The following is a 12,777-nucleotide window of genomic DNA, read 5'->3' as shown; positions in this document are numbered from 1 at the left end:
TCGTGCCGGTGCAAACATATCGGCGTTTCGCGCTGTAACGATTGGCCAGCATTGGCTAAGGTCAAGGCATTGCCAGGGAGTGCGTGCATGATTGCCGTTGAATTACCCGCCGTACCGCGCGTGCTGATTGCCGAGGCCGACCCGTGGTCGCGCGATCTGCTCAAACAAGTGCTGCTGAACGTGCGTTGCGATGCGCGGCTGGATCTGTGTGCCGATGGCCAGCAAGCGCTGTCGATGCTCACTGAAATCCCTTATGACCTGGCCATCGTCGACTGGGAGTTGCCCGGCGTCGACGGCTTGAACGTGCTGCGCAGCGTGCGTCAGCGCAAGCGCAACCCGCCGCTGCCGTTCATTCTGATGAGCAGCCGCAACGACAGTGCCAGCGTGCGCGAAGCCATCCCGCTGGCGCCTACGGCGTATCTGACCAAACCCTTGAACATGGAGGGCCTGACCGAGCGTTTGCAGGGTTTGCTGCTCAGCGCAGGCCAGGAAGTGTTTTGTGAAGTGCCGGCCCTTGCGCCGGGCATGACCCTGGCAGTGTTTCTGGAGCGGCGCCGTGAGCAAACCGACGGCGCGCCGTTGATGACCGATGTGCAAGTGGCGGTGAAGCGCAGCCTCAATCCCGATGGCCTCGACCTGAAGCTGCTCGAAGTAGAGATTCGCACCGATCCGCAGATCATGGCGGTGTTGATCGCCGCGGCCAACAGCGCGGCGCAGCACCATGGCGCGCCGGTGCAGACGCTGGCGCAAGCTCTGCATCGGCTCGGTACCGGGCAGAGCATGAATCTGATCCTCGGCCTGGCGCTCAAGCGCAGTGCCCGGCTCAGCGATCCGTGTCTGGCGGACTACGCCGAGCGTTATTGGGGTTTGTCACTGCACACCGCCGAATATGCGCGCACCCTGGCGCGATTGCTCGATCTGGATCAGGAACGCTGTTATTGCGCCGGCATGCTTCACCGCCTCGGTGATCTGGCGCTGCTGCGTTGTCTGCAGGAGTGGCAACAGGCGGGCGGGGCGCTGGACGAGCAGGAGGAAGTCGGCGAAGCGCTGGCACAGTTCGGCGCGGCGTATGGCTCTGCATTGCGTACGCGCTGGCGTCTGCCGCTGGAACTGCGTGAACTGATCGCCTCGGTCTATCAGCTTGGCGGTGGGGTGTATTCCCGTGAGGCGCTGGTGATGAACATGGCGGCACAGATGGCGCGGCTGACCGAGCATGAGGGTGTCGAGGAACTGGCGAAGAGCCGCACGGCGCGGTTGCTGAAGATCGGATTGCCGGAGTTGATGCGGATGCGCAAGTAACCGGAGCGCACAAATCCCAATGTAGGAGTGAGCCTGCTCGCGATAGCGGAGGGTCAGTCGAAGGGTTATTGCCTGATACTCCGCTATTGCGAGCAGGCTCACTCCTACAGTTAATCTGGGTGGGGCTTGTGTATTGCGTCAGGCAGAAATAATGCGGTTCTTGCCCTGACGCTTGGCTTCATACATCGCCGCATCTGCGCGAGCGAACAGGTTGTCGAGGCTTTTGTCTTCATCGGTCAGGCTGGTCAGCCCTTGGCTCACGGTGATGCCGAACGTCTGGCCGTCATGGCTGAACTGCAAGCGCTGAATCTCCTGCTGCAAGCGTTCCGCCACTTGCATGGCCATTTCCGGTGCACAACCGGGAAACACTGCAGCAAATTCTTCACCACCAATTCGCCCGAACAGATCGCCACGGCGCAATGAGCTGCGGCCACACTCGGCAATCCGTTGCAGCACGGTGTCGCCTTCCGGGTGGCCGTAGCTGTCGTTGATTGCTTTGAAATCGTCGATATCCAGCAGCAAAAACGCCATCGGCGTACCGCGTAGGCGTGCTTCCTCGAATTCGCGGTTGGCGCATTCAAAGAAGTGTCGGCGGTTACTGCTTTGCGTCAGCACATCGGTGGTCGCCAGGCGTTGCAGCTCGGTTTCCATGTGCTTCTTGTCGGTGATGTCTTCGGCGATGCCGACGATGATCACCGGTTGGTCTGGATCGTCCTGGCGATTGATGAAGCATTTGTCGCTGAGCCAGCGCACCTGGCCGTCGGCGGCGATGATCCGGTACTCGCGATCTTCCACCGCGCCCTTGTGCAGCACTTCGGCGAGGCTGCGCTCGGCGTAGTCCAGATCATCGGGATAGATGCTGTCGCGCCACTGGTTGTAGTCGCCGAGCAGCAGCCCGGCGGAGCGACCGAAAATCCGTTCGTAGGCGGGGCTGACGTACAGTACCTGACGGGTTTCCCAGTTGAATGCCCAGAGCACGGCATTAACGCTGACCAGCAAGGAACTGAACAACTGTTCGCGCTCGCTCAGGCGTGCGACTTCGCCTTGCGCATGCATCAGCGCCATCAGGGTTTGCGCGGCCTCGGGCCACTGCGGAACGGATGAGTCTTTTGGATTGTTGTTGACCATCGGCACAAATCTCAAAGGGCGTGCCGCGAGTTCGACAGCGGCCACAATACAGCCCGCCGGGGTGGCGAAGTGTCTTTGAGATAGACGATTTTCGGCGAAGTTCCAAACGGTGCACCCGGGACGCCGGGTGCACCGATCAACGGTCTCAGACGGCTGCAGGACGCAGCGAGTAGGTTTTCAACTGGTCGGCGAATTCACGGAGGGACTGAATGCCGCTGGCCTCGGCCTCGTGAATCCAGTCCTTGATGGCGGCGAGCATGTCGTGGCCATTGGAACTGGTCTTGACCCAGATCTGTTGCAGGGCCAGGCGCTTTTCGTAAATGACCTTCAGCGCCTGACTGTGCTCGAGCATGGTCTGAATGCGCAGGTGATGACGGTCTTCCAGCAGACTGGTCTCGCGCGACAGCAGGCGCTTGGCGCGGTGGAACTGGTGGCGCACCGAATGATCGACCTTTGCCAGCTCCTGCTTGACCAGCGGGCCGATTACCAGCTTGCGATACTGGGCCATGATCTGGAAGCGGTTGTTGAGGATCGCCATGGCGGTATCCATGTCCAGGCTGCCCTTGCCTTCGACCCGGTGCGCGATCGGCGCAACTCGCTGAACCCTGGCCAGACCGAGGAAGCTGAAGACCTTGATCCACGCCCAGCCGAGGTCGAATTCCCACTTCTTCACCGACAGCTTGGCCGAATTAGGGTAGGTGTGATGGTTGTTGTGCAGTTCTTCGCCGCCGATCAGGATGCCCCAAGGCACCAGATTGGTCGCCGCGTCGCGGCATTCGAAGTTGCGATAGCCGACCGCGTGGCCCAGACCGTTGATCACGCCAGCGGCCCACACTGGAATCCACATCATCTGGATCGCCCAGATGGTGATGCCGATGGTGCCGAACAGCAGCAGGTCGATGACGCCCATGATCGCCACGCCCAGCAGCGGGTAACGGCTGTAGAGGTTGCGCTCGATCCAGTCTTCGGGGCAGTTCTTGCCGTAGATGCGCAGGGTTTCCGGGTTCTGCGCTTCGGCGCGGTACAACTCGGCGCCGGTGCGCAGCACCGTGGACAGGCCTTTGATCACCGGGCTGTGCGGATCATCTTCGGTTTCGCATTTGGCGTGGTGTTTGCGGTGGATGGCCGTCCACTCGCGGGTGTTCTGCGCCGTGGTCAGCCACAGCCAGAAGCGGAAAAAATGTTTCAGACCGGCATTCAGCTCCAGCGAGCGATGCGCGGAATAACGGTGCAGATAGACCGTGACGGCAACAATCGTCACATGGGTCATCAGCAGGGTGACCGCGATCAGCGACCAGGCCGACAAGCCAAGAAAACCTTCGTACCACATAGGCTATAGGGCCCTCGATAAAGATAAAAACAGCCGTTGCATTATCACCAAGCACACGGATAAAACCAGTCGCCCTTCAAGGAAAGAGTCGCTGGATGTTTCTTGACCTATAATTCCAACCTTTTTGTAGGGACATGGACAGCCGAATGCCTGCCACTTACCGCGATGCCTTGCGTGCAGCGCTGCTCTATCTCGTGCTTGCCGCTGTCTGGCTGCAAGGTACTGATCATTTATTAAACAATTTCTTCGATAACCCCGTCGATATCGCGCGATGGCAACTGATCAACGGTTACCTGTTCGCCGCGGTGAGTGCCGGGCTGATCTTTCTGGCGCGGGCGCGCCTGTATGGATTTCTCGGCATCGGCGCGCGGTTGCGCGAGCGTCACGCCGATCGCGAGCGTTTGCGTCAGGCGGCAGCGGTGTTCGACTGCACCCGCGAAGGCGTGCTGGTCACCAATCATCAGGGCCTGATCGTCCACGTCAATCGCGCGTTCATGGCGATCACCGGTTATCAACGCGAAGAAGTCATCGGCCAGCAGCCGAGCCTGTTCAAGTCCGGCCATCACCCGCCGGGTTTCTATCAGGCCATGTTCGCCACGTTGCAGGCGCAGGGCGAATGGAGCGGGGAGATCTGGAACCGGCGCAAAAGCGGCGAAATTTATCCACAATGGCAAACCATTCGCGTGATTCACGATGACCACGGACGGCTCAGCCATTACGTCGCGGTGTTTTCCGACATCAGTGCGATCAAGCACTCCGAGGACGAACTCAAACATCTCGCGCACCATGATCCGCTGACTGATCTGCCCAATCGCCTGCTGTTCGGTGATCGCACCGAGCAGGCGCTGGCCTCGGCGCAAATCCACAAGCGCGGCTGCGCGCTGCTGATGCTCGATCTCGATCACTTCAAAATGATCAACGACAGCCTCGGCCATAACGTGGGCGATCGCTTGCTCAAGGCCGTGGCGGCGCGTTTGCAGGGGTTGTTCGGGCCCGGCATCACCCTCGCGCGGCTCGGCGGTGACGAGTTCGCCGTGCTCGCGGAAAGTTGTCCACAGCCGGTGCAGGCAGCGGCGCTGGCGCAACGCATGCTCGATGCGTTCAAGGACGCGTTTCGCATTGATGGCCACGAATTGTTGATCAACGCCAGCATCGGCATCAGCCTGTTCCCCAGCGATGCCCTGAGCGCCGAGCAACTGCTGCGCAATGCCGATGCTGCTTTGTTCAAGGCCAAAAGCAGCGGGCGCAACGGTTATGCCTTGTACACCGAAGAACTCACCGCCCACGCCCAGCAACGCGTGGAACTCGCCTTTGAATTGCGCCGCGCGCTGGCGCAACAGGAACTGCGGGTTTACTACCAACCGGTGCATGACCTGCGCAGCAGTCGGCTGATCGGCGTCGAGGCCTTGGTGCGCTGGCAGCATCCGCAGCGCGGTCTGGTCTCGCCTGCGGAATTCATCCCGATTGCCGAGCGCACCGGGCTGATTGCCGACATCGATGCGTGGGTCATGCAGCAGGCGTGCCGGCAGATGTGCCAATGGCAGCAGGCCGGCGTGGTGCTGTCGTTCGTCGCGGTGAACGTATCGTCACGTCTGTTTGCCCGGCGCGAGCTGTATCAGCAGGTGGCGCAGGTGCTGCATGACACCGGCCTGGAGCCGGCGTATCTGGAACTGGAAGTGACCGAAAGTGCGGTGATGGACGACCCGGAAGTCGCATTGGAGCAGATGCATCGTTTGCGTGAGCTGGGTATCCGCCTGGCGATCGATGACTTTGGCACCGGCTATTCATCGCTGTTGCGACTCAAGCGTTTGCCGGTACAGAAACTCAAGATCGATCAGGGCTTTGTCGCCGGTTTGCCGTGGGATGACGATGACGTGGCGATCGTCCGGGTGATCATCGCGCTGGCCCGCAGCATGGGCATGCAGGTGCATGCCGAGGGCATCGAGCAGATTGAGCAGGCGAAATTTCTGCTCGAACAGGAATGCGATCTGGGGCAGGGCTACTGGTTTGGCCGGCCGAGCCCGGCGCAGGAGATTGACTGGGCGCACACGCCGTTGATGGGTTGACGCATCAACTCATACCCGTCGGGGAGGCTGTTGGAATCTCAGCGCAAAGCGCCGTTGGCGGCGTTCCTGTGGAGTGCGTGGAAAGGAGTGGTTTTCTGGTTATATAAACATTCTTAAATAGTCTTTTTAAGAATATCCGCACCTCTCTTATATTGCTTCCACGCCGAACGCAGTGCCGCCCACTGCCAGGCATATCCCCTTCAAAGGAGCAGCACCATGAGCGCATCCCTTCGCAGCGTTGACGGTCAGGACGAAAGCACGATCTTGCGTGAAATCCAGAGCGCCCTGCGCGATCTGCGTTTCGGCGCGGTGGAAATCACTGTGCACAACGCCCAGGTCGTGCAGATCGAACGCAAAGAGAAATTCCGCTTGCAGCAACCCGGCAAGCAACCGGGCTGAAGATTGCAGCCTGCGCCAGCTTCTGCGGGGAGCTTCAGACAAGAGCTGGCGCAGGCGGCGATCTTTGACCGGCAGCCCATTTACGCAATTCATAAGAAAAAGCCACCACCAGGAATTCCAGGAGCTTTCACCATGTCGTCGATTCGCCGTTACGCTTTGGCCGCGCTGGCCAGTGCCGTGTTTGCCGGTTCCGCGGTTGCCAAGGATTACGAACTGCTCAACGTGTCGTATGACCCGACTCGCGAGCTGTATCAGGACTACAACGCCGAATTCATCAAGTTCTGGCAGAAAGACCATGCCGGCGACACCGTGAAAATCCAGCAATCCCATGGCGGCTCGGGCAAACAGGCGCGTGCGGTGATCGACGGTCTGCGCGCCGACGTCGTGACTCTGGCCCTGGCCGGCGACATCGACGAAGTGGCCAAGCTCGGCAAGAGCCTGCCCGCCGATTGGCAGAAGCGTTTGCCGGAAGCGAGCACGCCGTACACCTCGACGATCGTCTTCCTGGTGCGCAAGGGCAACCCGAAAGGCATCAAGGACTGGGGCGATCTGGTCAAGAACGACGTCTCGGTGATCACGCCCAACCCGAAAACCTCCGGCGGTGCGCGCTGGAACTTCCTCGCGGCCTGGGCCTACGGTCTGAAAGCCAATGGCGGTGACGAAGCCAAGGCCAAGGAATACGTACAGACCCTGTTCAAGCACGTGCCGATTCTCGATACCGGCGCACGCGGTTCGACCATTACTTTCGTCAACAACGGTCAGGGCGATGTGCTGCTGGCGTGGGAAAACGAAGCGTTCCTGGCACTGAAAGAAGATGGCGGCGCCGACAAGTTCGACATCGTCGTGCCTTCGCTGTCGATCCTCGCCGAGCCGCCAGTGGCCGTGGTCGACAAGAACGCCGAGAAGAAAGGCAATGCACAGATCGCCGAAGCCTATCTGAAACACCTGTACAGCCCGGCCGGGCAGGAAATTGCAGCGAAGAATTTCTACCGTCCGCGTGACAAGGACGTCGCTGCGAAATACGCCCAGCAGTTCCCGAAACTGGAGCTGGTCACCATCGACAAGGACTTCGGCGGCTGGAAAACCGCGCAGCCGAAATTCTTCAACGATGGCGGCGTGTTCGACCAGATTTATCAGGCGCAGTAATCTGACTTCAGCCACACATCAAGCCTGAAGCCAGGCGCGGAAAATGTGGGAGCGAGCCTGCTCGCGAAAGTGGAGTGTCGGACGACCTAGAGTTGACTGATACTCCCTCTTCGCGAGCAAGCTCGCTCCCACATTGATGCGTTCAGCGGAATGCTTTTTAACCAGGGACTTTTATGTCGCGTCGTATCTCCCCCGTCATACCCGGCTTCGGGCTGACGCTGGGCTACACCTTGGTGTACCTCAGTCTGATTGTGCTTATCCCGCTGGCGGCGATGTTCGTCCACGCCGCTCAGCTGACCTGGGAGCAGTTCTGGGCAATCATTTCCGCACCGCGGGTGCTGGCGGCGTTGAAGCTGAGCTTCGGCACCGCGCTGTGCGCGGCGATCATCAACGGCATCATCGGTACGTTGCTGGCCTGGGTGCTGGTGCGCTACACCTTCCCCGGGCGCAAGGTGATCGATGCGATGATCGATCTGCCATTCGCGCTGCCCACAGCCGTGGCCGGTATCGCATTGACCGCGCTGTATGCCCCGACCGGCCTGGTCGGGCAGTTCGCCACTGACCTGGGTTTCAAGATCGCCTACACGCCGTTGGGTATCACCCTGGCGCTGACCTTTGTGACTCTGCCGTTCGTGGTGCGCACGGTGCAACCGGTGCTGGCCGACATTCCTCGCGAAGTCGAAGAAGCCGCCGCGTGCCTCGGGGCCAAGCCGATCCAGGTGTTTCGCCATATCCTCGTACCGGCGCTGCTGCCCGCATGGCTGACCGGTTTCGCGCTGGCGTTTGCCCGTGGCGTTGGCGAGTACGGTTCGGTGATCTTCATCGCCGGCAACATGCCGATGAAAACCGAGATCCTGCCGCTGCTGATCATGGTCAAGCTCGACCAGTACGATTACACCGGCGCCACGGCCATTGGCGTGTTGATGCTGGTGGTTTCCTTTGTCCTGTTGCTGCTGATCAATTTGCTGCAGCGGCGCATCGAAACCCCATAAGGAGGCGCGCACATGTCCCAATCGTCTATTGCGGCCGCCTCGGCGGCCAACGCTGCGCGGCGTGGCAGTGCCACTTCGCGCAGAGTCCTGATCGGTCTTGGCTGGCTGATCTTTTTCCTGTTTCTGCTGCTGCCGTTGTTCATCGTGGTATCGCAGGGATTGAAGAACGGCCTCGGCGCGTTCTTCACGGCGATCTTCGAGCCGGATGCGCTGTCGGCGCTGAAACTCACGGTGTTCGCGGTGCTGATTTCGGTGCCGCTGAACCTGGTGTTCGGCGTCAGCGCCGCGTGGTGCGTGAGCAAATACTCGTTCCGTGGCAAGAGCATGCTGGTGACGCTGATCGACCTGCCGTTCTCGGTGTCGCCGGTGATCGCCGGTCTGGTCTACGTGCTGATGTTCGGCGCGCAGGGCCTGTTCGGGCCGTGGCTGCAGGATCACGATATCCAGATCGTCTTCGCCCTGCCGGGGATTGTGCTGGCGACGATTTTCGTCACGGTGCCATTCGTGGCGCGCGAGCTGATTCCGCTGATGCAGGAACAGGGTACCCAGGAAGAGGAGGCCGCGCGTCTGCTCGGTGCCAATGGCTGGCAGATGTTCTGGCATGTCACCGTGCCCAACATCAAATGGGGCCTGATCTATGGCGTGGTGCTGTGTACCGCGCGCGCCATGGGTGAGTTCGGTGCAGTGTCGGTGGTCTCCGGGCACATTCGCGGGGTGACCAACACCTTGCCGCTGCACGTCGAGATCCTCTACAACGAATACAACCACGTGGCCGCGTTCGCCGTGGCGAGCCTGTTGCTGATCCTGGCGCTCTTCATCCTGCTGCTCAAGCAGTGGAGCGAAAACCGTATCAACCGCCTGCGCGCCAGCGCCGCGGAGGAATAATTCATGTCGATCGAAGTGCGTAACGTCAGCAAGAATTTCAACGCGTTCAAGGCGCTGGACAACATCAGCCTGGACATCCAGAGCGGCGAGCTGGTAGCGCTGCTGGGGCCGTCGGGCTGTGGCAAAACCACCCTGCTGCGCATTATTGCCGGTCTGGAAACCCCGGATCAGGGCAACATCGTTTTCCACGGCGAAGACGTCTCCGGCCATGACGTGCGTGATCGCAACGTCGGTTTCGTGTTCCAGCACTATGCGTTGTTCCGGCACATGACGGTGTTCGACAACGTCGCGTTCGGCCTGCGCATGAAACCGAAAAACCAGCGCCCAAGCGAAAGCCAGATTGCGATCAAGGTTCATGAATTGCTGAACATGGTGCAACTGGACTGGCTGTCGGATCGTTACCCGGAGCAACTGTCCGGGGGGCAGCGCCAGCGCATCGCGCTCGCCCGTGCCTTGGCGGTGGAGCCGAAAGTGCTGCTGCTCGACGAGCCGTTTGGCGCCCTCGATGCCAAGGTGCGCAAAGAGCTGCGCCGCTGGCTGGCGCGTCTGCACGAGGACATCAACCTGACCTCGGTGTTCGTGACCCACGACCAGGAAGAAGCGATGGAAGTCGCCGACCGTATCGTGGTGATGAACAAGGGCGTGATTGAGCAAATTGGCTCGCCGGGCGATGTCTACGAAAACCCGGCCAGCGATTTCGTTTATCACTTCCTCGGCGATTCGAACCGCTTGCTGCTCAGCGACAACAATCACGTGCTGTTCCGCCCGCACGAAGTGTCGTTGTCCAGACATGAGCTGGAAGATCACCATGCCGCTGAAGTGCGCGACATTCGGCCGTTGGGCGCGACCACGCGGGTGACGTTGAAAGTCGAGGGGCAGAGCGATCTGATCGAGGCTGAAGTGGTCAAGGATCACGACAGCCTGATCGGCCTGGCCAAGGGTGAAACCCTGTTCTTCAAACCGAAGGTCTGGCAGAAAGTCGCCAACCTCTAAAGCAACAGCATCGCCAGCAGGCTGGCTCCCACACTGGGTTTGTGATCACCACAAGTCCCCTGTGGGAGCCAGCCTGCTGGCGATTGCGGCCTAAACAGCCGCACGATTCGGATTGACCCGCACCCCTCCCGCCCGCGCCTCGATCTGCGCTTTCAATTCCTGTCGCAGCCCGAGCAAAAACGCCAGCTCGGCGACGACAAACAGCGGCCCGACAATCAGCCCGCTGATGTCATCGACAAACGCCGGTTTGCGCCCTTCGTAGTGATGCCCGACAAACTGGATCACCCAACCGATCACGAACATTGCCAGACCGCTGCTCAGCCAGACCATGGTGCTCTGCTGCGCCAGCGCATGCCCGGCCCAGACTGAAAGGCCCATCAGTACTGTCATCAGCACGCCGAGCTTCAGTTCCAGGCGCAGATAAAACCACGCCGAGGCCAGCGCCAGCAGAACGGCGGGAGATAGCCACACGCCGCCCAGCGACCATTCGGGGCGCGACAACAACACCGCTACCGCGACGACAATCAGCGGAATGCCGACGAAGTGGCTGGCGATGTTGCGTGGGTCGCGGTGGTAGGCGGCGTATTGGCTGAGATGGTCGACGAGGCTTTTCATTGTTGTTCCTCCAGTGGGATTGATTGCATCATCCCTCGACGACAGGGTTCGCTCTGTCGGGCAGGCGACAATCCAGGAGGGTTTATGCACATACGTTCACGGCTGCTGACCGGGCACTGGTTCAGTCATCTGCCGGCATCCTTTCAGGATAGTCTGCTGGCAGCGGGACGCGAGCGGCGGCTGACGGCGGGGCAGCGCCTGTTTCAGCGCGGTGACGCACCGTGCGGCTTGTACGCGGTGCTTGATGGCGCCGTGCGCATTGGCGCGGTGAGCGAGCAGGGCAAAGAGGCGTTGTTGAGTCTGGTCGAGGCGCCGCACTGGTTTGGTGAAATCTGCCTGTTCGATGGCCAGCCACGCACCCACGATGCCTACGCCGTCGGGGCCTGCACTTTGCTGAATATTCCGCAGGCGGCATTGTTGAAATTGCTCGACGAGCAACCCGTGTATTGGCGGCATCTGGCGCTGCTGATGAGCCACAAGTTACGCCTGGCATTCATCAGTCTCGAACAGCTGAGCCTGCTGCCGGCTCCGGCGCGTCTGGCCCATCGCTTGCTGATGATTGCCGAAGGCTACGGCGAACTCGACGCACCGCGTCGGGTGCTGCAACTGCCGCAGGAGCAATTGGCGGCGATGCTGTCGCTGTCGCGGCAGACTACCAACCAGATTCTCAAGGATCTGCAGGGGCAGGGGATCATTGGTCTGGCATACGGCGAGATCGAAATCCTCGATGCCGCGCGGTTGCGTGCACTGGCCACACTCTAAGATTCACACCGCCCCCTGTAGGAGTGAGCCTGCTCGCGATAGCGGTGTATCAGTCACTGTTGAATCAACTGACAGATTGCTATCGCGAGCAGGCTCACCACTACAAGGGGGCGGCGTTGGGATTACGAACCGCGGTAGGTCGAGAAACCATACGGGCTGAGCAGCAGCGGGATGTGGTAATGCTGGTCGGTCTGCTTCACTTCGAAGATCACCGGGATTTCCGGGAAGAACGTGTCGTGCTTGATCTTTTTGTAGTACTCGCCGGTCTTGAACACCACACGGTATTCACCCGCTTCAATGGGCTGTCTGGCCGGAAACAGTTCGGCGATTCGTCCCTGTTCATTGGTGGTGCCTTGCGCCAGCGGCTGCCAGTCCGTGCCGACATGCTTTTCCAGCGAGACGTTGATGCCTGGCGAAGGCAGGCCGTTTTCCAGGTTGAGCACGTGCACGCTCAACGGGTTGCCGGCGGCCGCCGCCAGGCTCGAAACAGCGCTCAGGCCAAGGGCGGCGAGGGTCATGCGCAGGGTGGTCATGGTGGTTCTCCTTAGTGGGAAGGGGTGATGCTCAGGCCAGCCTTGTCGGCAGCCGCGAGGGCGCAGTTTTCGTCTTGCTCGCCGCCACCGGAACCGGCCACGCCGATGGCGCCGACCAGTTCGCTGCCGGCGAACAACGGGATGCCACCGCCCAGCAACAGCAGTTCATCGAGGGTATTGAGGTTGGCGGTTTCCGGGTTGCTGCGGGCGCGCTCGGCGAACAGTCGCGTCGGCGTCTTGGTCGACAGCGCGGTATAGGCCTTGCGCTGGCTGGCGGCGGTGTTGTGCGGACCGATGCCATCGCCGCGCAGGGTCACCAGCAGATTGCCGCCACGGTCGAGCACCGACACCGTGCCGCTGCAGGTGCTCATCGCCTTGTCGGCGAGCCAGTGGGCGGTTTTCAGATCGAGGTCGGCGTGGCGCGGTAAGTCCGGGCTGGCGACAGCGGCGCCACTCAGGCCGATCATCAGGCTTGCAACGAGGTATTTGACGGTCATGGACAAGCTCCAGAAGCGAAGGTCGTCACCTTAACGGTCGGTCCTCGTCAGAACCTCGTCAGTTGGATTACAAGTTTGTAATGGGCAACGCCGCCGAAGGCGCCTAGCCTGTGTGCCTTAATGAACGAGGTG

13 protein-coding genes are annotated in these 12,777 nt (G+C 60.7%); 8 read left to right on the top strand and 5 right to left on the bottom strand.

Going from position 1 to position 12,777, the window contains the following annotated elements:
- The first annotated feature begins 87 nt into the window (after window positions 1-87).
- Complete coding sequence (locus J3P93_RS26635; RefSeq protein ID WP_434593653.1) at window positions 88-1,299, top strand: HDOD domain-containing protein; 1,212 nt, start codon at window positions 88-90, stop codon at window positions 1,297-1,299.
- A 138-nt stretch (window positions 1,300-1,437) separates the two neighbouring features.
- On the opposite strand, the gene J3P93_RS26630 is transcribed toward J3P93_RS26635, so the two are convergent.
- Complete coding sequence (locus J3P93_RS26630; RefSeq protein WP_434593651.1) at window positions 1,438-2,427, bottom strand: GGDEF domain-containing protein; 990 nt, start codon at window positions 2,425-2,427, stop codon at window positions 1,438-1,440.
- Window positions 2,428-2,572: 145 nt separating this feature from the next.
- On the bottom strand, window positions 2,573-3,757 hold the full coding sequence (desA, locus tag J3P93_RS26625; protein ID WP_434593648.1) for a delta-9 fatty acid desaturase DesA: 1,185 nt from the start codon (window positions 3,755-3,757) through the stop codon (window positions 2,573-2,575).
- 146 nt (window positions 3,758-3,903) lie between these two features.
- On the opposite strand from desA, the gene dibA reads away from it, so the two are divergent.
- The 6 genes from dibA (at window position 3,904) to J3P93_RS26595 (ending at window position 10,238) form a co-directional block, all read left to right on the top strand.
- Window positions 3,904-5,823: a phosphodiesterase DibA gene (gene dibA, locus J3P93_RS26620; RefSeq protein ID WP_434593645.1), complete on the top strand. Its 1,920-nt coding sequence runs from the start codon at window positions 3,904-3,906 to the stop codon at window positions 5,821-5,823.
- Window positions 5,824-6,039: 216 nt separating this feature from the next.
- Window positions 6,040-6,222, top strand: coding sequence for a sulfur starvation response protein OscA (gene oscA, locus J3P93_RS26615; protein WP_007917682.1), 183 nt, complete (start codon window positions 6,040-6,042; stop codon window positions 6,220-6,222).
- Between the two features lie 132 nt (window positions 6,223-6,354).
- Window positions 6,355-7,368, top strand: coding sequence for a sulfate ABC transporter substrate-binding protein (locus J3P93_RS26610; protein WP_434593641.1), 1,014 nt, complete (start codon window positions 6,355-6,357; stop codon window positions 7,366-7,368).
- 173 nt (window positions 7,369-7,541) lie between these two features.
- On the top strand, window positions 7,542-8,360 hold the full coding sequence (gene cysT / locus J3P93_RS26605) for a sulfate ABC transporter permease subunit CysT (RefSeq protein WP_090288164.1): 819 nt from the start codon (window positions 7,542-7,544) through the stop codon (window positions 8,358-8,360).
- A gap of 12 nt (window positions 8,361-8,372) precedes the next feature.
- The gene (gene cysW, locus J3P93_RS26600; protein WP_090288166.1) at window positions 8,373-9,245 is read left to right on the top strand and encodes a sulfate ABC transporter permease subunit CysW; all 873 of its coding nucleotides are present in this window, start codon (window positions 8,373-8,375) and stop codon (window positions 9,243-9,245) included.
- Window positions 9,246-9,248: 3 nt separating this feature from the next.
- Complete coding sequence (locus tag J3P93_RS26595) at window positions 9,249-10,238, top strand: sulfate/molybdate ABC transporter ATP-binding protein (protein ID WP_434593636.1); 990 nt, start codon at window positions 9,249-9,251, stop codon at window positions 10,236-10,238.
- 90 nt (window positions 10,239-10,328) lie between these two features.
- Here J3P93_RS26595 and J3P93_RS26590 read toward each other — a convergent pair whose 3' ends face one another.
- Window positions 10,329-10,853: a DUF962 domain-containing protein gene (locus J3P93_RS26590; protein ID WP_434593633.1), complete on the bottom strand. Its 525-nt coding sequence runs from the start codon at window positions 10,851-10,853 to the stop codon at window positions 10,329-10,331.
- An 84-nt stretch (window positions 10,854-10,937) separates the two neighbouring features.
- Between J3P93_RS26590 and J3P93_RS26585 the strand changes: the two genes are divergently transcribed.
- Entirely contained in the window at window positions 10,938-11,615 is a 678-nt protein-coding gene (locus J3P93_RS26585; RefSeq protein ID WP_434593630.1) for a Crp/Fnr family transcriptional regulator, read from the top strand.
- Between the two features lie 122 nt (window positions 11,616-11,737).
- Here the strand turns inward: J3P93_RS26585 and uraH are convergent, their stop codons facing one another.
- Both uraH and J3P93_RS26575 read right to left on the bottom strand, forming a co-directional pair.
- On the bottom strand, window positions 11,738-12,148 hold the full coding sequence (gene uraH / locus J3P93_RS26580; protein ID WP_434593627.1) for a hydroxyisourate hydrolase: 411 nt from the start codon (window positions 12,146-12,148) through the stop codon (window positions 11,738-11,740).
- Between the two features lie 11 nt (window positions 12,149-12,159).
- Window positions 12,160-12,645: a GlcG/HbpS family heme-binding protein gene (locus tag J3P93_RS26575; protein ID WP_434593624.1), complete on the bottom strand. Its 486-nt coding sequence runs from the start codon at window positions 12,643-12,645 to the stop codon at window positions 12,160-12,162.
- Window positions 12,646-12,777 lie beyond the last annotated feature (132 nt).

The sequence above is a fragment of the Pseudomonas sp. R3-57 genome (genome assembly GCF_051132065.1).
GTDB lineage: Bacteria > Pseudomonadota > Gammaproteobacteria > Pseudomonadales > Pseudomonadaceae > Aquipseudomonas.
This window is presented reverse-complemented; position numbering and strand designations above follow the sequence as displayed.

Bases quoted from the DNA above. Each gene is read 5' to 3' on its own strand.
- J3P93_RS26635 (WP_434593653.1), top strand. From the start codon at position 88: ATGATTGCCGTTGAATTACCCGCCGTACCGCGCGTGCTGATTGCCGAG.
- J3P93_RS26630 (WP_434593651.1), bottom strand. From the start codon at position 2,427: ATGGTCAACAACAATCCAAAAGACTCATCCGTTCCGCAGTGGCCCGAG.
- desA (WP_434593648.1), bottom strand. From the start codon at position 3,757: ATGTGGTACGAAGGTTTTCTTGGCTTGTCGGCCTGGTCGCTGATCGCG.
- dibA (WP_434593645.1), top strand. From the start codon at position 3,904: ATGCCTGCCACTTACCGCGATGCCTTGCGTGCAGCGCTGCTCTATCTC.
- oscA (WP_007917682.1), top strand. From the start codon at position 6,040: ATGAGCGCATCCCTTCGCAGCGTTGACGGTCAGGACGAAAGCACGATC.
- J3P93_RS26610 (WP_434593641.1), top strand. From the start codon at position 6,355: ATGTCGTCGATTCGCCGTTACGCTTTGGCCGCGCTGGCCAGTGCCGTG.
- cysT (WP_090288164.1), top strand. From the start codon at position 7,542: ATGTCGCGTCGTATCTCCCCCGTCATACCCGGCTTCGGGCTGACGCTG.
- cysW (WP_090288166.1), top strand. From the start codon at position 8,373: ATGTCCCAATCGTCTATTGCGGCCGCCTCGGCGGCCAACGCTGCGCGG.
- J3P93_RS26595 (WP_434593636.1), top strand. From the start codon at position 9,249: ATGTCGATCGAAGTGCGTAACGTCAGCAAGAATTTCAACGCGTTCAAG.
- J3P93_RS26590 (WP_434593633.1), bottom strand. From the start codon at position 10,853: ATGAAAAGCCTCGTCGACCATCTCAGCCAATACGCCGCCTACCACCGC.
- J3P93_RS26585 (WP_434593630.1), top strand. From the start codon at position 10,938: ATGCACATACGTTCACGGCTGCTGACCGGGCACTGGTTCAGTCATCTG.
- uraH (WP_434593627.1), bottom strand. From the start codon at position 12,148: ATGACCACCCTGCGCATGACCCTCGCCGCCCTTGGCCTGAGCGCTGTT.
- J3P93_RS26575 (WP_434593624.1), bottom strand. From the start codon at position 12,645: ATGACCGTCAAATACCTCGTTGCAAGCCTGATGATCGGCCTGAGTGGC.